We start from the raw sequence: 21171 nt of genomic DNA, 5'->3' as shown, positions 1-21171 counted from the left end.
ACTGGATTTTATGCCATAAGGCCGATCATGACACAGATTCCAGACGCTTCCAGATTTGCCCACGTCACCGACTGGGTGTTCGACCTCGACAACACGCTCTATCCGCACCACACCAATCTGTTCTCGCAGATCGATGTGCGGATGACATCCTATGTATCGGAACTTCTGACATTGTCGCGCGAAGACGCGCGCGTGCTCCAGAAGGAACTCTACAGGGAACATGGCACCACGCTCAACGGGCTGATGAAGCGCTACAACATCGATCCCGACGACTTCCTCATGAAGGTCCACGACATCGACTATTCGTGGCTCGTGCCGGATCCGGTTCTGGGCGCAGCCATCCACCAGTTGCCGGGCCGCCGCTTCATCTTCACCAACGGAGACCGCACGCATGCGGAACGCGCCGCGCGCCAGCTCGGCATTCTCGACCATTTCGACGACATATTCGACATCATCGCCGCCGACCTGACCCCCAAGCCGGATGTGAGGACCTACGAGAAATTTACCTCGCTTCACTCCGTGATCGGCGACAATGCCGTGATGTTCGAGGACATCGCCCGCAATCTGGCCGTGCCGAAGCAGATGGGCATGACCACGGTTCTCGTGGTGCCAAACAATTTCGAGCCTACCTTCTCCGAAATATGGGAAAGCGATCCGGATCACGAAGACGACGTCGACTATGTCACCGATGATCTGGCTGGCTTTCTGGAAAAAATAATTGCAGCCAGATAGGCATTTCACGGGTCTTGAGAAACGCATCGACGCGGCCGCGCATCGTTTCCTCGCCGGCCTGCCGCGTCATCGCATCAGCGATGCGCTCGTCGAATTTCTGGTGTTCGGCCTGAAACAGGCGTGGGCCTGCCTTTTCGGCGGTGCGATGCTGGGGCTGCTGATCCTGACCCGCTGGCTGTGGCCCGAAGGGGATGCCGGGCTCGTCACCCGCTACGATTTCCTGTTCCTGTCCGCCATTCTCATCCAGCTCGCGATGCTGATCTTCAGGCTCGAGGCATGGGGAGAGGCCAAGGTCATTCTCATCTTCCACGTCGTTGGCACGGCAATGGAAGTGTTCAAGACCCATGCCGGCTCATGGGTCTATCCGGAAGCGAATTTCTTCCGGATCGGCGGCGTTCCGCTGTTCTCTGGCTTCATGTACGCCGCCGTCGGCTCCTACATGGCGCGAATCAACCGCATTTTCGACATCCGGCTGAACCACTATCCGCCGCTGTGGACGACCGTCGTCCTGGCCGGGGCCATCTACGTCAACTTCTTCTCCCACCACTTCCTGTGGGACATTCGCTGGCTGCTGTTTGCGGTCACCTTCGCGCTCTACTGGCGCACGACCATGCATTACCGCGTTTTCCGCTTCCGGCATAAGATGCCGCTGCTGGTCGCCTTCCTGCTGACGGCGCTGTTCATCTGGATCGCGGAGAACATAGGCACATGGTCACGGGCATGGCTCTATCCCAACCAGCACGACGCATGGGTGCCGGTTTCGCTGGGCAAGCTGGGCTCTTGGTATCTGCTGATGATCATATCCGTCGTTCTGGTGACGCTCGTTCACCGGCCGAGGCCATACGTTGCGGAAGACCGGCGGGAGAGCCCCGCCGTCGCCGATATGAAGGAAATGACGTAAGGCCTCAAAGCCTGTAGAATTTCCTGATGATCTCCCAGGCTTCGTCGGCCGTATCCACGAAATCGATAATATCCTGATCGCCGGGGCTGATCGTGCCCTGCTCGGCGAGGAATTCGAGGTCGATGGCTTTGTGCCAGAATTCCTTGCCGAAGAGGATGACCGGCACACGCTCCATGCGACCGGTCTGGATCAGCGTCAGGGTCTCGAAGAATTCGTCCATGGTGCCAAAGCCGCCGGGGAAGACCGCGACGGCCTTTGCCCGCATGACGAAATGCATCTTGCGGATCGCGAAGTAGTGGAAGTTGAAGCACAGTTCCGGCGTCACATAGGGATTTGGCGCCTGCTCGTGCGGCAGCACGATGTTGAGCCCGATCGAAGGCGCGCCGACATCGTCGGCGCCGCGGTTGCCGGCTTCCATCACGCCCGGCCCGCCGCCCGTCACCACCACGAATTCGCGATAGTAGGTGGCCGCCGAATGCTGCGAGCACAGGCGAGCGAACTTGCGGGCCTCGTCATAATAGACGCTGTTGAGTTCGAGATTGCGCTTCTGCGTCTCGTTCTTGGCGGCCCATGCCTCGCCGCCCGGTTCGGGCAGGCGCGCGCCGCCGAAGAGAATCACCGTCGAGCGGATGCCGCGCTCGGCCAGAATCATTTCGGGCTTGAGCAGTTCGAGCTGAAGACGCACCGGCCGCAATTCGCGCCGCGTCATGAAATCCTCGTCGTCCCAGGCAAGACGATAGGTCGCCGCGCGGGTCTGAGGCGTATCCGGGACGCTGCGCATCCGCTCCAGATCCTCGTCTGAGTGCGGCAGAGGCGTCCAGCCTGTCTTTTCTTCTGGATTCATCATCCGATTTCCCAAAATGCCGGCAGTTTCTGAGCACCACCGCAATTGACCCTCTTCATACCTTCAAATAGGGTCCGCCCGGCTTTCCAACCGGTTAAGAACAACCCCTTCAAAGCGCGTGCAGGAGCAATAGATGCCGAAGCCCGATCTGGCAAACCTCGAAAAGACCATAGATCAGGCCTTTGAAGATCGCGAAAACATATCGATCTCGACACGCGGCGAGGTTCGCGATGCTGTGGAAACAGCGCTACGCCTTCTCGATGGCGGCGAAGCGCGTGTCGCCGAAAAGCAGACCGACGGCTCCTGGCATGTCAATCAGTGGCTCAAGAAGGCCGTGCTGCTTTCCTTCCGCCTCAACCCGATGGAGATCGTCAGAGGCGGTCCGGGCGAATCGACATGGTGGGACAAGGTTCCCTCCAAGTTCGACGGCTGGGGCGCGATCGATTTCGAGAAGGCAGGCTTTCGCGCCGTGCCCAACTGCGTGGTGCGCCGCTCCGCCTATGTGGCGCCCGGCGTCATTTTGATGCCGTCCTTCGTCAATCTCGGCGCCTATGTCGACGCCGGCACCATGGTGGACACATGGGCGACAGTCGGCTCCTGCGCGCAGATCGGCAGGAATGTGCATCTTTCGGGCGGCGTCGGCATTGGCGGCGTGCTGGAGCCGATGCAGGCAGGCCCCACCATCATCGAGGACAACTGCTTCATCGGCGCGCGTTCGGAAGTGGTCGAGGGCTGCATCGTGCGCGAAGGCTCCGTGCTCGGCATGGGCGTGTTCATCGGCAAGTCGACGAAGATCGTCGACCGCGCCACCGGCGAGGTGTTCTATGGCGAAGTTCCGCCCTATTCGGTGGTCGTGGCCGGCACAATGCCGGGCAAGCCGCTGCCCAATGGCGAGCCGGGTCCGGGCCTTTACTGCGCGGTGATCGTCAAGCGCGTCGATGAGAAGACCCGTTCGAAGACCTCGATCAACGAACTGCTGCGCGACTGACACGGGGCTTTGCCCCCAAATTCTGGTATTATTTGCACATCATCAGGAGACAAAAATGCAGTTCAGCGACCTTTTCGGGTTTGAAAAGCTGGTGACGACCACCGTCATCAAGATTGTTTACTGGATCGGCATCGTCGTCGGCATTCTGAGCGGCCTTGGCGGCTTTCTCTTCGCATTGTTCAACGGCATGTTGTTCCAGGGTCTGATGTATCTGGTCACGGCCGTGCTCGGGCTGCTGATGTGGCGCGTGCTGTGCGAGCTCTACATCGTCATCTTCGGCATGTATGATCGTCTCGGCCAGATCCGCGACAGCCTTGCCCGTCGCAGCGGCGATCCTCAGCAGCGCATCTGATACCTCAAAACCTCGGACGGTATCCGGACCCTGTGGAGGGAAACCCCTCCACCAGCCACAGAATGGTAGGCAGTGCCTGAAAAACAGAAATTCATCTGGCTCTTCTTCAGCGTCTCCGGGCGTGTCGGCCGGGCTGCCTTTTTTCTCGGCGGGTTGCTGGTTGCGGTTGTGCAGGCTTTTCCGCTCTACCGCTTCCTGCTGTCTCCGGAAGGCTCTCCCGAAAGCGTGATGTGGTCCATGCTGGCTCTCATCGCCTTTGTTGCCTCTCTCTGGTCCAATATAGCGCTTGCGGTGAAGCGGCTGCACGACCTCGACAAGCCAGGCCTCGCGGCCCTCATTCTGTTCGTGCCGGTGATATCGCTCGTGGTCTTTCTGGTGCTGTGCCTGTTTCCGGGCCAGCCCGGTCCCAACCGATATGGCCGGTATCCGGACTCGCCTGCCTGATCATTCCACTTCGGTATAAAATACATTATGGCTGGCGCCATGAAGCTTCCTGTCGATCCCGCTGAAAATCTCGCCGCCCTGCTTCGATGCCCCTCCGTCACCCCGGCGGAAGGCGGAGCGCTGGCCGCACTTCAGGAAATGCTGGAGCCACTCGGCTTCACCGTGGAACGGCCGGTATTCTCCGAAAGCGGTACGCCCGACATTGAAAATCTCTATGCCAGCCGCGCCGGCGAAGGGCCTCACCTGATGTTTGCCGGGCACACCGACGTCGTGCCCGTCGGCGCTGAGAGCGCCTGGTCGCATCCGCCCTTTGCCGCCCATATCGCCAATGGCGAGATGTATGGGCGCGGCGCCGTCGACATGAAGGGCGGCATCGCCTGTTTCATCGCCGCGCTCGCGCGCTCCATCGCAGATGGAAATGCGCCGAGCGGCAAGGTCTCGCTGCTGATCACCGGAGACGAGGAAGGCCCCGCCATCAACGGCACCGTCAAGCTGCTGCAATGGGCTGCCGCAAAAGGTGAGACATGGGATGCCTGCATCGTCGGCGAGCCGACGAACCCTGACCGGCTGGGCGATATGATCAAGGTCGGCCGGCGGGGCTCCCTGTCGGCGACGCTGACCGTTCTGGGGCGTCAGGGCCATGCCGCCTATCCGCATCTTGCCGACAATCCGGTGCGCGGGCTGATGACGCTTGTCGATGCATTGCTGTCTCCCGAATTCGACACCGGCACCGAACGCTTCCAGTCCACCAATCTGGAAGTCACCTCGGTCGATGTCGGGAACGCGGCGACCAACGTCATCCCCCAGCGCGCGACGGCTGCCTTCAACGTGCGCTTCAACGACAACTGGAGCGTCGAAAGCCTGCAGGCGGAAATCCACAATCGCCTCGATGCAGCCAGCCGCCGCCGCAAATATCGCAAGGGCCGCAAGGAGCCCATCGAGTTCGAACTGGTGTGGCGCGACAATCCAAGCCACGTCTTTCTCACCCATGACGAGAAGCTGATCGGCACGCTTGCCCGCTCGGTCGAGAGCGTCACTGCAAACCGCCCTGCCCTGTCCACCTCCGGCGGCACCTCGGACGCGCGCTTCATCAAGGATTACTGCCCGGTCGTCGAATTCGGCCTTGTCGGGCAGACCATGCATATGGTCGATGAGCGGGTGCCGCTGGCCGATCTGGAAACGCTGACGCGCATATACAGGCAGTTCATCGGAAACTGGTTCGGAGAGCACTGAAGACCATGCTGCCGGCAGACGAAATTCAGAGATCGCTTGCCGGTGCATGGCGCCTCATGACGGGCAAGCCGGATGGGTTGCGGCTGCTCGACCTGTCGGCGGAAGGGTTCTGGAACTCTTTTCAGGCTCTGCTGGTTGCGGCTCCGGCCCTGATCATCGGCTGGGTTGCAGTGGCAAACGATATTGCCGACCCGCTTTCCGTTTCAGCCCGTTTTTCGATGGCGATACGATTGGCCATGGTCGACCTGGGAAGCTGGGTCCTGCCTCTGGTGGGCCTGGCTCTGGTGGCGCCTTATGCCGGCATCGGCAACCGCTTCGTGCACTATGTGGTGGCCAGCAACTGGGCGTCGGCCATCATCGCATGGCTGCAGCTGCCCGGCACTCTTCTGAAGCTTTTCATGCCTCGTGCGGTCGATACGCTCATGCTGGCAGCGTTGCTGCTGTTCATCATCGCCATGGTGTTGAGCTGGCGAATGACCAACGCCGCCATTGGCAAGGGAGCTGCGGTCGGCTCCGCTGTGTTTGCGGGCATGTTCGTTGCCTCGCTGATCGTCATATTCACCCTTCAGGCGTTGCTGGGCATCGAGATACCGACCTGAAGCCGGTCGCGGCCCAGGCTCTGCCTGACTTTCAGCTTTCAGGATAATCGACGCCGATCAGATAAAGCCCGTCTGCGGGCGCTACCTGTCCGCAGGCAGCGCGGTTTTTCGCCTCCAGCGCCGCCCTGAGGTCGGCGGCCTTCCAGCCGCCATCGCCGACCCGCTTGAGCGAACCGACCATGGAACGCACCTGATTGTGCAGGAAGGAGCGCGCGGAAGCCCGTATCTCTATCTCGTCGCCGACACGCGTAACGTCCAGCCGGTCGAGCGTGCGAACGGGGCTTTTGGCTTGACACTGCACGGATCGGAAGGTGGTGAAGTCGTGCCTGCCGAGAAGCTCTCTGGCCGCCTCGTGCATGGCATCCGTGTCGAGCAGTTTCGGCACCCACCACACCTTGCCCTTCTCCAGCGCGGGCGGGGCGCGGCGGTTCGAGATGCGATAGAGATAATGCCGCCCGAGCGCAGAAAAGCGCGCATCGAAATCGTCGCTCACCATCTGCGCCCGCAGAATGGCCACCCGCTCACCAGCCTGCTGCAGATGCGCATTGAGCGCATCGCGCACCGTATCCGCCCGCCGCTCCTTCGTCAGGTCGATATGCGCGACCTGCGCGGTGGCATGAACGCCGGCATCGGTGCGGCCAGCACCGCGGATCGACACCTTTTCGCCGCTGAGCCTGAAGATCGCCTCTTCTATCGCCTGCTGCACCGAAGGGTGATCGGCCTGCCGCTGCCAGCCGGCATAGGGCCTGCCGTCATATTCGAGGTCTAGACGATAGCGTGGCATGGCGATGCCCTCAGCCGGCCGCTTCGGCGCCGAAGGAAGGCGCGTAGACAAGCCGGCCTTCAAAGGGGGCATCGCCCCATGCCAGCGCCATCAGTTCCGCGCACTGGAACACGCTGTCGAAAGCGGCCGCGCGTGTGTGGCTGTAGCCGAAGCGCCGATAATAGGCGGGATCACCGAGTACCACGACAAGCGTTTCGCCGCGTCGCTGCAAAAGCCTGTGCGCTTCCTCGACCAGCGCGCTGCCGATGCCTGCATTCCGGAATTCCGGCAGGACGGCCAGCGGCGCGAGCGCCACGGCGCTGATGTCCTGAGCCGCGCCCCTGACCTTCAGACGCGTGAACAGAACATGGCCAACGCTCTGTCCATCCTGTTCCGCAACCAATTCGAGCACATCATCACCGGCGGCAACGAGGGCCTCGACCAGATCGGCTTCGTCATCGCGGCCGAATGCCCTTGCCTCGACAACACGAGTGGCTAACCGATCTTCGGCAACGGCTGGGCGCACCCTGATGGGGCGGATCATGCTCATGAGAGCCTGGTTCCGACGTCCAGCCGCGCTCCGCGCTGGAATTCGCTGGCGGAAACGGCGCGCGAGCCCGCCCGCTGCACTTCGGCAAGCCGTACCGCACCGGTGCCGCAGGCGATGGTGAGGGTATCGTCGAGCACGGTGCCCGGCTCGCCTGCTCCCTCAGCCAGCGTCGAGCGCAACAGCTTCAGCCGTTCCGGCTTGCCGCCCGCTCCGAACTCGCACCAGCTTCCGGGAAACGGCGACAGACCACGAATGTGGTTGTGGACCTCAGGTGCCGGGCGGCTCCAGTCGATCCGGGTTTCGGCCTTGTCGATCTTTCTGGCGTAGAGAGCGCCTTCCTCAGGCTGCGGCACGAAGCCGAGCGTGCCGGCCTCAAGCTTCGCCAGCGCCTCCACCATCAGTTCCGCACTGACCGGCATCATCGCATCGTGCAGTTCACCGCCGGTCATGTCCGCGCCGATAGCAACCTTTCGGGTCAGGGCCACGGGGCCCGTATCCAGCCCCTCCTCCATGCGCATGACCATGACGCCGGTTTCGGTGTCACCTGCCATGATGGCGCGCTGGATGGGGGCGGCACCGCGCCAGCGAGGCAGAAGCGAGGCATGGCCGTTGAGGCAGCCGAAGCGAGGCGCTTCCAGAATGGCGCGCGGCAGAAGCAGGCCATAGGCGACGACGACCGCAACATCGGCATTCAGCGCGTGAAAGGCCTCCTGCTCATCTGCGGACTTGAGCGAAAGCGGCGTGAAAACGGGAATGCCGAGCCTTTCGGCTTCGCGCTGGACCGGCGAAGGCGTGAGTTCCAGCCCGCGCCGACCCGCCGCGCGCGGCGGCTGGGTGTAGACGGCGACGATCTGGTGGCCTGCTTCGGCAACAGCGCGGAGCGTGGGCACCGAAAACTCCGGCGTGCCCATGAAGACGACGCGCAATGTCATGGTTTCAGCCTACGAGCTTCGGAGCCGGCTTGTCACGCGCCAGCTTGCGGAACTTGCGCATCACCATATCGCGCTTGAGCTTTGAAATGTGGTCGATGAACAGCACGCCGTTGAGATGGTCGATCTCATGCTGAAGACAGGTCGCCATCAGCCCTTCGGCCTTGATCTCCTGCTCCTTGCCATCCCGGTCGACATATTTCACCCGCACCGAGGCGGGGCGCTCGACCTCCGCGTAATATTCGGGGATCGACAGGCAACCCTCTTCGTAGACGGAGCGCTCGTCGCTGCTTTCGAGGATTTCGGGATTGACGAAGACATGCGGCGCCGGTTCGTCATCCTCCTTGGCAAGGTCGATGACCAGCAGCCGCATCGGCAGCCCGATCTGGATGGCAGCGAGGCCGATGCCGGGGGCGTCATACATGGTTTCCAGCATGTCGTCGGCCAGCCTGCGCAGCGAATCGTCGACACGCTCGACCGGTTTGGACACCTGACGCAGCAAGGGATCGGGAAGGATGATGAGCGGCTTGATCGTCATCCTGCTCACCTAAGACCTCGCCAATGCGCCGTCAACCGTGAAGGTCGATACTTGTTCACGTTTTGATCTGGTGAAGAGGGGCAATTCTGTTATCATGCCGGCATGAGCGACATCTTTTCTCAAACCGTCATCCAGCTTGGCGCCACCACGATCACGCTTGGTCAGGCGCTGGCCTTCTGCTCGGTTGCGTTCCTGTGCCTGTCGGCGGCGATGATCGTCACGCTGCTGCGGTTTTCCCGGGCCCGTGCCATTGCCGTGTCGGAAGCGGCAGAAAACGCGCGCGAGGCGGAGGCGCGGATGGTCGAGATCCTGCGCAGCCAGGCCGAGATGCAGGGGCGCATGGGCGCCATCGCCGAAGTGTTCGGCACGAGGCAGGCGGAACTGACGCAATCGATCAGCCAGCGGCTCGATGCCATGAGCGGGCGGCTCGGCCAGACCATCAGCGAGCAGACCCGCGCCACGCACGAAAATCTTTCCCGGCTGCAGGAACGGCTGGCCACCATCGACAGCGCGCAAGGCAACATACAGGCGCTGGCCGGGCAGGTCGTGCAGCTTCAGGCCATCCTTTCCAACAAGCAGACGCGCGGCGCCTTCGGCCAGTCGCGCATGGAGGCGATCGTCGCCGACGGGCTGCCGATGGGCACCTACGAGTTTCAGGCCACGCTTTCAAACGGCAACCGGCCGGACTGCCTCGTCAGGATGCCGAACGACGCGCCCTCGCTGGTGATCGACGCCAAGTTTCCGCTGGAGGCGTGGAACGCCATTCGCGCCGCCGAAACGCCGGAGGCGCAGAAAGCCGCGGCGCAGGCCTTCCGGCGTGACGTCGAAATCCACATCCGCGACATTGCCGGCAAATATCTCATTCAGGGCGAGACACAGGAAACTGCCTTCATGTTCGTGCCGTCCGAATCAGTGTTCGCCGAGATTCACGAGAATTTCGAGGCGCTCGTGCAGCGCGCCCACCGCTCCCGCATCGTCATCGTCTCGCCATCGCTGCTGATGCTGTCGATCCAGGTCATACAGGCGATCCTCAAGGATGCGCGCATGCGCGAGCAGGCCCATGTCATTCAGGGCGAGGTGATCCGCCTGATGGAGGACGTCACGCGGCTGGATGAGCGCGTGCGCCGGCTGCAGACGCATTTCGGTCAGGCCACCCGGGACATAGATGAAATCCTCGTCTCGGCCTCCAAAGTGACGAAGCGCGGACAGAAGATCGAGGCGCTCGAACTGAGCAGCAATGCGGGACAGGCCGGCTCCGGTGCCGACGAGGCAGCAACCGCCCCTGCGGCCACATCCAGAACCGGACAACTGCGACTACGCATCGTGGAGGATGCCGACTGAAGCATGTTGCCAAAACGGTTGCGGGCAGGTTTGGGAATGGCATGCGTGAAGATGGAGATCCGGAAGCATGGCGCCCGATTCCGCGTGATCGCGGAGCGCCTCAGCCCTTTGCCCGCGCCCTTCAGCGAAGCGCATTCCCGCCTTGATCTGACAGAACCGAAATATTTTCTTCGTCCGTGTGCAGGATGGCCACACGGCTTTCAGGGCATACCGCTTTCAGCGCAGCACAGCTGGAGCAAGCAAGCCCACGGTCTGAACGGCGAAGCGAGCAGTTTTTTCCCCTCCCGCGGCAAGGCGAACCGCACCTGATATCCGGTCAGCCGGTTTGGGCACCCCGTCATCAGACGGAGCTTTCGATGAGCCGGCTCCTGCTCATTCTTGCCGGTTTCTTTGAAACGGGAAGGGTTTCGGCCCGAAACAAGCCGACGGCTTCACCACACCGCCGCCAACCGTTCTCACCGCTGTTTCCATGATCGGCTGCGCCGTGCTTCCCGGGCCAGCCTAGAAGCATGTCCCTGTCGCTACCGGCTATGCCGGACAGCGGATCGGCACGGTGGGCACCGCGCTGGGCCACATCTCGCTTTTCGTCAAGCCAGAAACAGCAGCCCAAACGGCATGCATGGGACCGAGCGTTTGCAGTATCGTCGGCCTGAAGCTGGTCAGCTGAAGAGATAGAAAAAGGCCGGCCCTGTTGCAGGGCCGGCCTTTTCAATTTCGTTCTGCTGTCTGATCAGCGGCCGGTGAACCCGGGAGGCACGCGGCCGCCACGGGTCTTGCGGGCAGCGTAACGCGCGTCGCGCTTTGCCTTGCGCTCGGCTTCGAGCGCCAGCTCTGCTGCGACCCTTTCAGCTTCCTGAGCTTCACGAACGCGCGCTTCCTCAGCCGCGATACGCTCGGCCTCGGCGCGGGCGGCGGCCTCACGGGCCATCTTTTCCTGCTTCAGCTTGGCCTTCTCGGCCTCGCGCTCAGCACGGGCGGCGAGAATTGCCTCACGCTCGGCCTTGCGAGCCAGTACACGCGGATCATCTTCCGCCGGACGTTGCTTGAAACGCTCAAGAAGAGCCTTCTTTGCATCATTTGCGGCATTGCGCCGCTCGAAAATGTCTTTTTCCCTGTAGATAGCCAACTTTACTTCCCTGAAATCGGTTCGCGTGCCTTACATACGGGCCAAGCGCCAGACTTCAAGCGCCAAAACGGCATGTCTGCCATGAATTCCCGGCATGTTGCGCTGCGACGACACCTGTCTGGCACATTTGCGATGCGCAGGCACGCTCCCTATATCCGACGGCACATGATATGGGAACCCGAGATGACATCACTCTCCGTCCTTGACCTCGCGCCTGTTACCGACGGCGGCACGGTCGCGCAATCGCTCGCCAACACGCTAGACCTTGCCCGCCATGCCGAAAGGCTGGGCTACAGGCGCTACTGGCTGGCGGAGCATCACAACATGCCCGGTATCGCCAGTGCCGCCACTGCGGTGGTGATCGGCCATGTCGCGGCAGGCACGAGCACGATTCGGGTGGGAGCCGGTGGCATCATGCTGCCCAACCACGCACCGCTGATCATTGCCGAGCAGTTCGGCACGCTGTCGGCGCTGCATCCGGGCCGCATCGATCTGGGGCTTGGCCGCGCACCCGGCACCGACATGCTGACCGCTCAGGCGCTGCGCCGCAATCTCGACGCCTCGGTCGACAATTTCCCGCGCGATGTGGTGGAGCTGATGGCCTATTTTGATCCCGTCAGGGAAGGCCAGCGGGTGCGCGCCATTCCCGGCGAAGGCGAAAAGGTGCCGGTCTGGATCCTCGGCTCCAGCCTCTACGGTGCCCAGCTCGCAGCGATGCTCGGCCTGCCCTATGCCTTCGCCTCGCACTTCGCGCCCGCCGAAATGGAACGCGCGCTGGAGCTTTACCGCTCGCGCTTCGAGCCTTCCGAACACCTGCAGAAGCCACATGTCATGCTCGGCCTCAATGTTGTGGCCGCACCCACCGACGACGAAGCGCGCTACCTGTTCTCATCGCTCCAGCAGGCTTTCGTCAATCTGCGCAGTGGACGGCCGGGCAAATTGCCGGCGCCGGTGGAAAACTACACGGCCAGCATCGGCGCACAGGAAAACGCCATGCTCAACAATGCGCTCTCCTGCGCCATTGTCGGTTCGCCCGAAACGGTCAGGCTTGGCCTCGATGCCTTCATCCGCCGCACCGGCGCGGACGAGCTGATGGTGACGGCGCAGATATTCGATCATGCCGCACGCGTCCGCTCATTCGAGATTCTGGCTTCCGTTCATGGCGTGACGGATGATGTGGCCGGCGAACGGCAAGCCGCGAAAGCGTCCAGCGCGGGATTGTAGATATCGGTCTGAACATCCATCAGGCCAAGCACCGTGTCGAACATGTTGTCATGCGACAGCTCTTCGCCCGCACGCGCACGCAGACAGGCGACATCCAGCCCGTCCCGACGGGCGAAGCTGTCTGAAAACCATGCGATGAAGGGTATCCGCTTCTGCTCTTCGGGCGCGAACATGTAGGGCGCGCCGTGCAGATAGAGGCCCTTCTCGCCGAGCGATTCGCCATGGTCGGACATGTAATACATGGCCGTTTCCAGATCATCGCGCTGCTTCAGCAGGTCGATCACCGACGCCAGAATGTAGTCCGTATAGAGGATGGTGTTGTCATAAGCGTTCAGCAGTTCCTGCGATGAGCATTCATTCAGTTCCGAAGTGCGGCAGACTGGTTTGAACCGCTCGAATTCCGGCGGGTAGCGCCGGAAATAGGCCGGGCCGTGGCTACCCATGACATGAAGTATCAGAACCCCGTTGCCGTCATAGGTCACGAGCCGCTCGCGCAGACGGTCGATGAGGACCTGATCGAGGCATTCCCCGCCCGCACACAAGGCCGGATTGGGTGTGTTGGCAACCATCTCGACGGGGATGCGATCAGCGACGTTTTTCGGCCCCGTGTTGTTTTCCCACCATTCGACCTTCAGCCCCGCATGCCGGAGTACATCGGCCAGATTCTCGGAACCGAGAAAAGCGCGCCGCGAATAGTTGTCGCGGCCGAGATGGGAAAACATGCAGGGCATGGAAATGGCCGTCGCCGTGGCGCAGCTGGTGACATTGGTGAAGGCGATGACATCGCGGGCTGCCAGCATCGGGTTGGTGTCGCGGCCATAGCCTGTGAGGCTGAAATTCTGCGCACGGGCGGTTTCGCCGACCACAAGAACCAGAAGCCGCTTTCCCGATCCCTGCGCCACCCTTGACCCCAGCCGCGCGTCGCGGCCATAGGGCTGCGCCACAATGTTGAGATCGCGCAGCTGGCGCTGGGCGTAATCAACGGCGCCCACCAAAGCCATAGCCGGATTGAGATAGGCCATGGTTTCGTGCCGGTCATGTTGCCAGAAGGGAATGAAGGCGCGCAGGTTGCTGCCGATCAGCAGGGCCGCGATCGCCACAAGTCCAAGGCAGACCGCCGTGTTGACCTTGACCTTCTGCCAGAACGGCCGGTGCCTTATGCCCACCCACGCGATCAGCAGGCTGGGCAGCACCCCGGAAAGCAGCATATGCAGAACCATCTGCCCCGTGATCAGGTTGCTCGATTCCGGCAAAGTGGTCTGAACGATGTTCTGGATCATGTCGCGATCCATGACCGCGCCGAACCTGTCGGTATAATAGGATACCGCCGCCGCAATCAGCACCAGCATGATGAACATGGGGCTGATCACATAGGGTGCAGAAAATATGGTCAGGAAAACGACGTAGACGAGCAGCACCGCCGCATTCAGCAGAACCAGATTCAGCGGCTCGTCAGCAAAGCGGGCGCTGATGCGGCTCCAGTAAGTGGCATTGGTGAGTAGCAGGATATAAACGGCAACCAGAACCGACAGCGCGGTGCTGCTGATGACAGGTCGTCTGAAACGCATGGGCGGGCTCGCGGAACTATCCTGTGCCCTCTTCTGGCCGCCCGGATTATGGCTCTGTTATGTCCGCGATGGCGCAACAGTCATTTCAGGGCGCGCACCAGCCCGGCATCGGGGAAACAGGTGGCAGCGCGGCCGTTCTTCGCCTGCCAGTCGCCGATGGAACGGCGCGTCTTGAACCCGGGCAGGCCATCGGCACCGCCGACATCGTAACCCTTCTGTTCGAGCGCGCGCTGCAGGCCTGCGATGTCGGAGCGGTAGAGTTTGTCCACCGATCCCCAGCGGCCGGCAAACCCCTTGTCGCCATAAGCAATGCGATCGCCGGCATGGCCGATGAACAGCGCATAGAGATCGCTCATATTGTAGTCCTTGAGGACGTAGAAATTGGGTGTGACGATGAAGGCCGGGCCGTTGCGGCCGGCGGGCATCAGGAGAAAACCCTCGGCCTTCGCTTCATGCGCCGGGAACGGTTTGCCGTTGACCCGGCGGATGCCCATATCGGCCCATTTCGCGATCGGCCTGCCGATGTCGGGCCCCTCCAGAGCGCAGGACACATTGTCGGGCACGACGACCTCGAAGCCCCAGTCGCGCCCTTTCTGCCATCCGTGGTGCACGAGATAGTTGGCGATGGAGCCCAGCGTATCCGGCACCGAGTTCCAGATGTCGGCGCGGCCATCGCCGTCCATGTCCACCGCATGTTCGAGGAAGGACGACGGCAGGAACTGCGGCTGGCCGAGCGCGCCCGCCCATGAGGATTTCATCGCCCCGCGCGCCACAGTGCCGCGCTCGACCATGGCAAGGGCCGCCAGCACCTCCTTGCGGAACATATCCTTGCGGGTGGCCATGAATGCCTTGGTGCCCAGCACCTCGAAGGCGTCATAGGGCATGCGCGCAGCGCCGAAACCGGACTCGCGCCCCCAGATCGCCAGCACGATCGGACCCGGAACGCCGAAGCGCTGCTCGACAGCGGCCAGCGTGCGGGCATGGGTGGCGGCACGTGCGCGGCCGCCGGCCGTCACCCCACCCACCGTCTTTTCTGCAAAATAGGCACCGGGCGCCCCAAATTCGGCCTGATGCTGGGTTTTCGGCGTCTTCGGCTTCTGGCCCGGCATCACCAGATCGGGCAGCTTGAGGTTGGGCTTCAAGCCGGCGAATGCGGCGTCGAACGTCTTCTTCGATATGCCCTTCGCCTTCGCCTCGGGCCACAGGTCGTTCGCCAGCCAGGCGCGGAACTGGTCATCCACGGGTGCGGCGGAAACGGCGGTGGCGCACAGCAGGGCCGCTACCACACCGGCACAAAGGGAGATGATGCGACGCTTCATGGGAAAGCCCCCGGATCAGAACGCGGTTCGTGACTTCAAAGCGGCGGTGAGCGTGCCTTCGTCGAGATAGTCGAGCTCGCCGCCGACCGGTACGCCATGGGCAAGGCGCGTCACCTTCACGTCGAGATCGGAGAGCTGGTCGGTCAGGTAGTGGGCGGTGGTCTGTCCTTCGACCGTGGCGTTTACGGCGAGGATCACCTCCTTCACCTCGCCGGCCGCAACCCGGTCCACCAGCGTGCGGATGTTGAGCTGATCGGGGCCGATGCCATCCAGTGGCGACAGGGTGCCACCCAGTACATGATAGCGCACATTCATGGCGGCGGCACGCTCCAGCGCCCACAGGTCCGACACGTCCTCGACCACGATCAGCGTGGCGGGATCACGACGCGGATCGCTGCATATGGTGCAGGGGTCGGAGGTGTCCACATTGCCGCAGGTGGAGCAGACGCGCACCTTGTCCAGCGCCTCGCCCATGGCGGCGGTGAGCGGAGCCAGAAGCTGATCCTTCTTCTTGATGAGATGCAGGGCTGCGCGGCGCGCGGAACGCGGCCCGAGCCCCGGCACCTTGGCCAGAAGCTGGATGAGGCGTTCGATTTCGGGACCGGCGATTCGCTTGGACATAGCCGGGTTTTAAAGCATGTCTCCGCAAAGTGGGAGACACGACGACGTGTTGCCGCGCGTCAGTAGCCCGTGGCCTGCGCCTGGCTGACAATCAGCGAGCCGATGGCGCTGGTGTCCTGCGGCGTCTGCTCGAAAGCCATGACCGGCTGGTCCGCATTGGAAATGGAGGCAGTGGTGATCAGGTCGGCATCCGGCTGCGAAGGCTGGACGGGCGTGGCGGAAGCGACAGCGACCGGTGCAGCGGCCGCGGGAGCAATGACCGGCACGTCCTTCTTCGCCGCTGCGATGGAAGGCGGATTGGCGGCTTGCGGCGTTGCCGCGGCGACGAGGAATTCCGAATCCGGCGGCAGCGGCTCGAAATTGCGGCCGCGCTTTTCATAGAAGGCGTTGCCGCCTGCCACCGCCACATAGTGCATGTTGTCGTATTTGAACTTGAGGCCGGCCGTATGGAAGAACATGGCGTCCTTCATTTTCGGATGACGCTCGCCCTTGAGCACGGCATCGGCGGCTTCCACGACATCCGGCAGGGCGCTGGATTTCATCGGCCGGCTCAGAACGCCGGGAGCGAACTGACGCGGCGCGCCGACCACCTCGCAAATTGTGTCGCCGTGCTTGCCCGATTTCAGGCGGTTCATGACCACGGTGCCGACGCCGATCATGCCGTCACGGCTGGAGCGGTGCGATTCGAAGAAGATCGCCCGCTGCAGGCACTCACGGTCCTTTTCCGTGTAGCGATAACTGTAGGTCTTGCTGGCCGAGGTTTCGGATTTCGTCGTCACATCCTGCAAAGCAAGACTTTGCGAGGTCTGACTGCAGCCGGCGAGCAGCATGAATGATCCTGCCGCGCCCAGCAGAGCGGGCATATTCCATCGCTTGACGATCAATAATCGTCCCCTCTTCCTGTCGCCGCCACATCCCCGGAAGCGCCCCAGAATGAGACAGTTTCAGGCGAAAAGATGGCAGCAACGAGATTTAAGCGGCCCGCGCCCGTCGACAGCACGGCTGCGCAAGCCGGTCCGGTGCCTTCCACAGGCCTCAGAACGGCAGCTTCATGCCCGGCGGAATCGGCAGTCCGGCGGTCAGCGCCTTGGTCTTTTCCTGCATGACCTGCTCAACCTTGACCTTGGCGTCGTTGTGCGCCGCAAGGATCAGGTCTTCCAGAATCTCCACCTCGTCCTCTTTCAGCAGCGAGGGGTCGATCTTCAGCGACTTCATCTCGAACTTGCCGGTGAGCGTGACGCTGACCATGCCGCCGCCGGCCTGACCGCTCGCCTCCAGCGTGGCGATCTCCTCCTGCATGGACTGGAATTTGGCCTGCATTTCCTTGGCTTTGCCCATCAGGCCGAGCAGATCCTTCATCGCGATATCCTTTGCGTCTGGTGTTTCCTGTGCCGGCGCGGCTGATCGTGCCGATCCGGCCCAAAGCTCTCAATCGTCTTCGTCGGCTTCCGGTTCCGGCAGCGTGTCGTCTTCTGCGGCTTCGGCCTGCAAAGCGTCGGGAATGCGCACGTCGATGATCTTCGCGCCGGGAAAGCGGGCAAGCACCGCTGCCACGGCCGGATCGCTGCGGGCATCGAGAAGTGCCGTCTCGCGGCGGATCGTTTCCTTCTCGAAGAGCGTCTGGCCACCCTCCTCCTTCGACAGGGAGACCACCCAGTGGCGGCCGGTCCATGTCTTGAGCTTGACGGTCAGGTCGTTGAGCAACGTGCGCGGAGCGTCTTCCGTCAGGCTGACCTGAACGTGGCCGGGCTCGATGCGCACCGGGCGCACATAGCGCTTGATCAGCACCTTGAAGGCAAGCTCGCGATGCTTGTCGGCCAGCGCGACGATGTCGTCGATGGATTTGACGGAAACGGCAGGCTGCGCCGGCTCCGGCTCTGCCTGTGGAGGCGCGAAAGCAACCGGCTCGGGCGTGGTCTCGACCAGCCGCATCGTCTGCGCTCCACCCGATGAGGATGGCATCATTGCGGGCATGGGCGCCTGCGCCATGGCGCTTGCCGGAGCGCTGCTTTCCATGCCGGCGGGACCATTGCCGGAAGGCGTCGGCCGGGATGCAGGCGTTGGTGCGCGCGGGGCGGAAACCTGCTGACCATCGAGCGTTTTCAGCGCTTCGTCCAGCGTCGGCAGATCGGCCGCATGCGCAATACGGATCAGCACCATCTCGGCGGCGCTGACCGGGCGGTTCGAGCTCTGAACCTCCGGAATGCCCTTGAGCAGCATCTGCCAGGTGCGCGACAGCACCTTGACGGAAAGCGCAGCCGCGAATTCGACGCCGCGCCTGCGCTCGGCTTCCGAAAGAGACGCATCGGCGGCGGCATCCGGCACGAAGCGCAGGCGCGTCACCAGATGGTTGAACTCGGCAAGATCAGTGAGCACCGCGGCCGGATCGGCGCCAGTGTCGTACTGGGCCCTGAACTCGCCAAGGGCTGCCGCCACGTCGCCCTTCATCAGATGCTCGAACAGATCAATGATGCGGCCGCGATCAGCAAGGCCCAGCATGGCGCGCACCGCCTCCGCCGACACGGTGCCGCCCCCATGGGCGATGGCCTGATCAAGGATCGACAGCGAGTCGCGGGCCGAGCCCTCGGCCGCGCGGGCGATCATCGCCAGCGCCTCGTCGTCGATGGAAATGCCTTCCTTTTCCGAGATGGCACCCAGATGCTTCACCAGCTGGCCGGCATCGATGCGGCGCAGGTCGAAGCGCTGGCAGCGCGACAGAACGGTGATCGGCACCTTGCGGATTTCGGTGGTGGCGAAGATGAATTTCACATGCGGCGGCGGCTCTTCAAGCGTCTTCAGCAGGCCGTTGAAGGCCTGCGTGGAGAGCATGTGCACCTCGTCGATGATGTAGACCTTGTAGCGCGCGGAAACCGGCGCGTAGCGCACCCGGTCGATGATGTCACGAATGTCGTCGATGCCGGTGTGGGAGGCGGCGTCCATCTCGATCACATCGACATGGCGGCCTTCCATGATGGCCTGGCAGTGCTCGCCCGGCACCGAAAGGTCGACGCTCGGGCGGTCGAGTTCGGGCGTTCTGTAATTGAGGGCGCGGGCGAGAATGCGGGCGGTCGTCGTCTTGCCCACGCCGCGCACGCCGGTCAGCATCCATGCCTGCGCGATGCGCCCGGAGGAAAAGGCGTTGGTCAGGGTGCGCACCATCGGCTCCTGACCGATGAGCTGCGAAAAATCCGAAGGCCGGTATTTGCGGGCCAGCACCCGATAAGGGGCGGGCGCCTTCCCGGCTGCGGAAATATCTGCGTCGCTTGTTCCGGCGTCGTTCATCGATCGGCACTGCTCCAAGCCAGCATCTGGGGACCGCGACCGGAAGCGGCCGTCTGCAAAGCCAGTTTCGCCCGCACGCCCCGACACAGTCAATGAGCATGCCGTCATGAACGCGAAGATGGCGAAGAAAGGCGGGAGGCTGGAACAATGACCCGTTCCGGGCTCGTTAGGGCTGCTTCCTTCCGGACCTGACCCGGTTGGCGAGTGGACCGTCCACCACCAACCTCCCGGTTTCCATATCGGCAATTCGACCGCGAATTGCAAGTGCGCGTGCAAATTCCATGGCACTCTTCCGCCAGAAACGCTTGCAGCGCAAACAAGCTCGCAATACCGTCCGCAGACGCGAAGGCCTGATGCCTTTCCAATCCGCAGTTTTCCGGCCTGTCCGGTTCAAGGGAGTATGCCCATGTTGCGCGGGCTAAACGCCGGATTTGCACTCGATGCGCGTCTGGAAGCCGACAGCGAGCCGCTGATGTGGCTCGGCCTGTGCGAGCTCAGGGTCATGAACGACCGGCGCTTTCCCTGGCTGATCCTCGTGCCGCAACGGCCGGGCGCAGAAGAAATCCACGACATCACGCCGCTTGATCAGGCCATGCTCACATTCGAGACCAATATGGTCGCGCAGGCACTGAAGCGCGTGACCGGCTGCACCAAGATCAACACGGGCGCGCTGGGCAATATCGTGCGCCAGCTTCATGTCCATGTGGTCGCGCGCAACGAGAACGACGCGGCATGGCCGGGTCCGGTCTGGGGTCATGGTGCGCGCGAACCCTATGCGGGCGAAGACCTTCACCGCTTCATCGAAACCGTGAAGGCCGCGCTGTAAGCCGCCCCTTTTTCCACAGCGCCGGACCCTTTGCCGATGAGCTTTCCTTTTTTCGATGCACCGCTTCGCGAGCCCAGCCAGTTCGTCGGCTTCGCCGGCAACCGGATCGATCGCCAGTCGGAGCGCCGCCCCGACGATTGCGTGATTCGGGCACTGACCGCCCAGACTGCGCGAATCATGCTGATCGGCAAAGGCCGTATCCTGCTCAAGCCGGATGGCGAAGGTTTCGATCCCTGGTTCATCGTGGCCGAGTGCAGCCAGCTTGGCTTCGACCCCGCCGCCTCGATCCTGCTTGGCGTCGCCGCACATGGCCCCGCCCTTGCCCTTTACGCGAAACTCGAACCCGAACAGCCTTTCGACGGCCTCGAAATGCTGGAACATCGAACGGTCTATGTTCAGGGGCTGATCCGCGAGGAAACGCTGGGCGCGATGGCGCAGGCGTCCTCGCTGCTGACATGGAACCACACCCATGCCTTCTGCGGACGCTGCGGACAGAAGACCGAGATGCGCGCCGGCGGCTACCGCCGCCATTGCCCGGCCTGCGGCACCGACCATTTCCCGCGCACCGATCCGGTGGCGATCATGCTCACCGTCTCCCCCGAAAAATGCCTGATGGGGCGCGGCCGCCACTTCGCGCCCGGCATGTATTCCTCGCTGGCAGGCTTCATCGAACCCGGAGAAACCATCGAGGAAGCGGTGCGGCGCGAGACCTTCGAGGAGGCCGGCATACGGCTCGGACGCGTCGTCTACCACGCCAGCCAGCCATGGCCTTTTCCCTATTCGCTGATGATCGGCTGCTACGGCGAACCGCTGAACGAGGACATTCGCGCCGATATGGACGAACTGGAGGATTGCCGCTGGTTCAGCCGCGACGAGGTGCTGGCCATGCTGCATCGGACGCATCCGCAGCAGCTTGTCGTCCCGCCCTCCGGCGCCATCGCCCATCATCTCATCCGGGCATGGGCGGAACAGCCATAATATCTGACCTTGG

At 62.7% G+C, this 21171-nt stretch carries 24 protein-coding genes and 1 other RNA gene; 12 read left to right on the top strand and 13 right to left on the bottom strand.

The window, feature by feature from the left end; translation table 11 throughout:
• Positions 1 to 27: 27 nt before the first annotated feature.
• A complete protein-coding gene (locus MIC97_RS13390) occupies positions 28 to 732 on the top strand; it encodes a pyrimidine 5'-nucleotidase (RefSeq protein ID WP_239800433.1) in 705 nt (234 codons plus the stop codon).
• Positions 719 to 1633, top strand: a complete 915-nt coding sequence (locus MIC97_RS13385; protein ID WP_239800432.1) for a DUF817 domain-containing protein — start codon at positions 719 to 721, stop codon at positions 1631 to 1633. Before MIC97_RS13390 ends, MIC97_RS13385 begins: the two co-directional genes overlap by 14 nt.
• A 4-nt stretch (positions 1634 to 1637) precedes the next feature.
• On the opposite strand, the gene MIC97_RS13380 is transcribed toward MIC97_RS13385, so the two are convergent.
• Positions 1638 to 2477 (bottom strand): LOG family protein, encoded by an 840-nt coding sequence (locus MIC97_RS13380; RefSeq protein WP_239801133.1) that lies wholly within the window; start codon positions 2475 to 2477, stop codon positions 1638 to 1640.
• Positions 2478 to 2610: 133 nt separating this feature from the next.
• On the opposite strand from MIC97_RS13380, the gene dapD reads away from it, so the two are divergent.
• The 5 genes from dapD (at position 2611) to MIC97_RS13355 (ending at position 6093) form a co-directional block, all read left to right on the top strand.
• The gene (gene dapD, locus MIC97_RS13375) at positions 2611 to 3465 is read left to right on the top strand and encodes a 2,3,4,5-tetrahydropyridine-2,6-dicarboxylate N-succinyltransferase (protein WP_239800431.1); all 855 of its coding nucleotides are present in this window, start codon (positions 2611 to 2613) and stop codon (positions 3463 to 3465) included.
• Between the two features lie 55 nt (positions 3466 to 3520).
• The gene (locus MIC97_RS13370; RefSeq protein ID WP_239800430.1) at positions 3521 to 3817 is read left to right on the top strand and encodes a DUF4282 domain-containing protein; all 297 of its coding nucleotides are present in this window, start codon (positions 3521 to 3523) and stop codon (positions 3815 to 3817) included.
• A 72-nt stretch (positions 3818 to 3889) separates the two neighbouring features.
• Complete coding sequence (locus MIC97_RS13365; protein WP_239800429.1) at positions 3890 to 4261, top strand: DUF805 domain-containing protein; 372 nt, start codon at positions 3890 to 3892, stop codon at positions 4259 to 4261.
• Positions 4262 to 4300: 39 nt separating this feature from the next.
• Positions 4301 to 5494: a succinyl-diaminopimelate desuccinylase gene (dapE, locus tag MIC97_RS13360; protein WP_239800428.1), complete on the top strand. Its 1194-nt coding sequence runs from the start codon at positions 4301 to 4303 to the stop codon at positions 5492 to 5494.
• Between the two features lie 5 nt (positions 5495 to 5499).
• Positions 5500 to 6093 (top strand): transporter, encoded by a 594-nt coding sequence (locus tag MIC97_RS13355; protein ID WP_239800427.1) that lies wholly within the window; start codon positions 5500 to 5502, stop codon positions 6091 to 6093.
• Positions 6094 to 6124: 31 nt separating this feature from the next.
• On the opposite strand, the gene truA is transcribed toward MIC97_RS13355, so the two are convergent.
• From truA to def, 4 genes are read right to left on the bottom strand one after another with little or no spacing between them, the layout of a single operon-like run.
• Positions 6125 to 6877, bottom strand: coding sequence for a tRNA pseudouridine(38-40) synthase TruA (gene truA / locus MIC97_RS13350; RefSeq protein WP_239800426.1), 753 nt, complete (start codon positions 6875 to 6877; stop codon positions 6125 to 6127).
• Between the two features lie 10 nt (positions 6878 to 6887).
• Complete coding sequence (locus MIC97_RS13345) at positions 6888 to 7406, bottom strand: N-acetyltransferase (protein WP_239800425.1); 519 nt, start codon at positions 7404 to 7406, stop codon at positions 6888 to 6890.
• Positions 7403 to 8338, bottom strand: a complete 936-nt coding sequence (gene fmt, locus MIC97_RS13340) for a methionyl-tRNA formyltransferase (RefSeq protein WP_239800424.1) — start codon at positions 8336 to 8338, stop codon at positions 7403 to 7405. The genes MIC97_RS13345 and fmt overlap by 4 nt, the downstream gene beginning before the upstream one ends.
• Before the next feature lie 4 nt (positions 8339 to 8342).
• Complete coding sequence (gene def, locus MIC97_RS13335; RefSeq protein ID WP_183826954.1) at positions 8343 to 8873, bottom strand: peptide deformylase; 531 nt, start codon at positions 8871 to 8873, stop codon at positions 8343 to 8345.
• A 102-nt stretch (positions 8874 to 8975) separates the two neighbouring features.
• On the opposite strand from def, the gene MIC97_RS13330 reads away from it, so the two are divergent.
• Positions 8976 to 10214 carry a DNA recombination protein RmuC gene (locus MIC97_RS13330; protein ID WP_239800423.1) on the top strand — a complete coding sequence of 413 codons (1239 nt, stop codon included), beginning with the start codon at positions 8976 to 8978 and terminating at the stop codon, positions 10212 to 10214.
• A 45-nt stretch (positions 10215 to 10259) separates the two neighbouring features.
• On the top strand, positions 10260 to 10523 hold the full coding sequence (locus MIC97_RS13325; protein ID WP_239800422.1) for a hypothetical protein: 264 nt from the start codon (positions 10260 to 10262) through the stop codon (positions 10521 to 10523).
• Between the two features lie 421 nt (positions 10524 to 10944).
• Here MIC97_RS13325 and MIC97_RS13320 read toward each other — a convergent pair whose 3' ends face one another.
• The gene (locus MIC97_RS13320; RefSeq protein ID WP_239800421.1) at positions 10945 to 11340 is read right to left on the bottom strand and encodes a DUF6481 family protein; all 396 of its coding nucleotides are present in this window, start codon (positions 11338 to 11340) and stop codon (positions 10945 to 10947) included.
• A 183-nt stretch (positions 11341 to 11523) separates the two neighbouring features.
• Between MIC97_RS13320 and MIC97_RS13315 the strand changes: the two genes are divergently transcribed.
• Positions 11524 to 12564, top strand: coding sequence for an LLM class flavin-dependent oxidoreductase (locus MIC97_RS13315; protein ID WP_239800420.1), 1041 nt, complete (start codon positions 11524 to 11526; stop codon positions 12562 to 12564).
• On the opposite strand, the gene MIC97_RS13310 is transcribed toward MIC97_RS13315, so the two are convergent.
• From MIC97_RS13310 to ffs, 7 genes are all read right to left on the bottom strand, one after another.
• Complete coding sequence (locus MIC97_RS13310; protein ID WP_239800419.1) at positions 12498 to 14132, bottom strand: phosphoethanolamine--lipid A transferase; 1635 nt, start codon at positions 14130 to 14132, stop codon at positions 12498 to 12500. The genes MIC97_RS13315 and MIC97_RS13310 overlap by 67 nt on opposite strands.
• A gap of 80 nt (positions 14133 to 14212) precedes the next feature.
• Positions 14213 to 15451, bottom strand: a complete 1239-nt coding sequence (locus MIC97_RS13305) for a lytic murein transglycosylase (protein WP_239800418.1) — start codon at positions 15449 to 15451, stop codon at positions 14213 to 14215.
• A 15-nt stretch (positions 15452 to 15466) separates the two neighbouring features.
• Entirely contained in the window at positions 15467 to 16072 is a 606-nt protein-coding gene (gene recR, locus MIC97_RS13300; protein WP_183826938.1) for a recombination mediator RecR, read from the bottom strand.
• 59 nt (positions 16073 to 16131) lie between these two features.
• Complete coding sequence (locus MIC97_RS13295; RefSeq protein WP_239800417.1) at positions 16132 to 16956, bottom strand: cell wall hydrolase; 825 nt, start codon at positions 16954 to 16956, stop codon at positions 16132 to 16134.
• A gap of 151 nt (positions 16957 to 17107) precedes the next feature.
• Complete coding sequence (locus tag MIC97_RS13290; protein ID WP_183826932.1) at positions 17108 to 17431, bottom strand: YbaB/EbfC family nucleoid-associated protein; 324 nt, start codon at positions 17429 to 17431, stop codon at positions 17108 to 17110.
• Positions 17432 to 17500: 69 nt separating this feature from the next.
• Positions 17501 to 19354 carry a DNA polymerase III subunit gamma/tau gene (locus tag MIC97_RS13285; protein ID WP_239800416.1) on the bottom strand — a complete coding sequence of 618 codons (1854 nt, stop codon included), beginning with the start codon at positions 19352 to 19354 and terminating at the stop codon, positions 17501 to 17503.
• 131 nt (positions 19355 to 19485) lie between these two features.
• Positions 19486 to 19582, bottom strand: an RNA gene (gene ffs, locus MIC97_RS13280) — signal recognition particle sRNA small type.
• A 178-nt stretch (positions 19583 to 19760) separates the two neighbouring features.
• Here ffs and MIC97_RS13275 point away from each other — a divergent pair.
• The gene (locus MIC97_RS13275) at positions 19761 to 20180 is read left to right on the top strand and encodes an HIT family protein (RefSeq protein ID WP_183826924.1); all 420 of its coding nucleotides are present in this window, start codon (positions 19761 to 19763) and stop codon (positions 20178 to 20180) included.
• A gap of 36 nt (positions 20181 to 20216) precedes the next feature.
• Positions 20217 to 21158, top strand: a complete 942-nt coding sequence (gene nudC, locus MIC97_RS13270; RefSeq protein WP_239800415.1) for an NAD(+) diphosphatase — start codon at positions 20217 to 20219, stop codon at positions 21156 to 21158.
• Positions 21159 to 21171 lie beyond the last annotated feature (13 nt).

The sequence above is a fragment of the Aquamicrobium sp. NLF2-7 genome (assembly GCF_022359935.1).
GTDB classification, from domain to species: Bacteria; Pseudomonadota; Alphaproteobacteria; order Rhizobiales; family Rhizobiaceae; genus Mesorhizobium; species Mesorhizobium lusatiense.
The sequence above is the reverse complement of the archived record's forward strand: the minus strand, read 5'-3'. Positions and strand labels throughout refer to the sequence as shown.

Excerpts from the sequence above, each read along its gene's own strand:
- MIC97_RS13390 (WP_239800433.1), top strand. The coding sequence starts at position 28 with ATGACACAGATTCCAGACGCTTCCAGATTTGCCCACGTCACCGACTGG.
- MIC97_RS13380 (WP_239801133.1), bottom strand. The coding sequence starts at position 2,477 with ATGAATCCAGAAGAAAAGACAGGCTGGACGCCTCTGCCGCACTCAGAC.
- dapD (WP_239800431.1), top strand. The coding sequence starts at position 2,611 with ATGCCGAAGCCCGATCTGGCAAACCTCGAAAAGACCATAGATCAGGCC.
- MIC97_RS13370 (WP_239800430.1), top strand. The coding sequence starts at position 3,521 with ATGCAGTTCAGCGACCTTTTCGGGTTTGAAAAGCTGGTGACGACCACC.
- dapE (WP_239800428.1), top strand. The coding sequence starts at position 4,301 with ATGAAGCTTCCTGTCGATCCCGCTGAAAATCTCGCCGCCCTGCTTCGA.
- MIC97_RS13355 (WP_239800427.1), top strand. The coding sequence starts at position 5,500 with ATGCTGCCGGCAGACGAAATTCAGAGATCGCTTGCCGGTGCATGGCGC.
- truA (WP_239800426.1), bottom strand. The coding sequence starts at position 6,877 with ATGCCACGCTATCGTCTAGACCTCGAATATGACGGCAGGCCCTATGCC.
- MIC97_RS13345 (WP_239800425.1), bottom strand. The coding sequence starts at position 7,406 with ATGAGCATGATCCGCCCCATCAGGGTGCGCCCAGCCGTTGCCGAAGAT.
- fmt (WP_239800424.1), bottom strand. The coding sequence starts at position 8,338 with ATGACATTGCGCGTCGTCTTCATGGGCACGCCGGAGTTTTCGGTGCCC.
- def (WP_183826954.1), bottom strand. The coding sequence starts at position 8,873 with ATGACGATCAAGCCGCTCATCATCCTTCCCGATCCCTTGCTGCGTCAG.
- MIC97_RS13330 (WP_239800423.1), top strand. The coding sequence starts at position 8,976 with ATGAGCGACATCTTTTCTCAAACCGTCATCCAGCTTGGCGCCACCACG.
- MIC97_RS13315 (WP_239800420.1), top strand. The coding sequence starts at position 11,524 with ATGACATCACTCTCCGTCCTTGACCTCGCGCCTGTTACCGACGGCGGC.
- MIC97_RS13310 (WP_239800419.1), bottom strand. The coding sequence starts at position 14,132 with ATGCGTTTCAGACGACCTGTCATCAGCAGCACCGCGCTGTCGGTTCTG.
- MIC97_RS13305 (WP_239800418.1), bottom strand. The coding sequence starts at position 15,451 with ATGAAGCGTCGCATCATCTCCCTTTGTGCCGGTGTGGTAGCGGCCCTG.
- recR (WP_183826938.1), bottom strand. The coding sequence starts at position 16,072 with ATGTCCAAGCGAATCGCCGGTCCCGAAATCGAACGCCTCATCCAGCTT.
- MIC97_RS13290 (WP_183826932.1), bottom strand. The coding sequence starts at position 17,431 with ATGAAGGATCTGCTCGGCCTGATGGGCAAAGCCAAGGAAATGCAGGCC.
- MIC97_RS13285 (WP_239800416.1), bottom strand. The coding sequence starts at position 19,354 with ATGAACGACGCCGGAACAAGCGACGCAGATATTTCCGCAGCCGGGAAG.
- MIC97_RS13275 (WP_183826924.1), top strand. The coding sequence starts at position 19,761 with ATGTTGCGCGGGCTAAACGCCGGATTTGCACTCGATGCGCGTCTGGAA.
- nudC (WP_239800415.1), top strand. The coding sequence starts at position 20,217 with ATGAGCTTTCCTTTTTTCGATGCACCGCTTCGCGAGCCCAGCCAGTTC.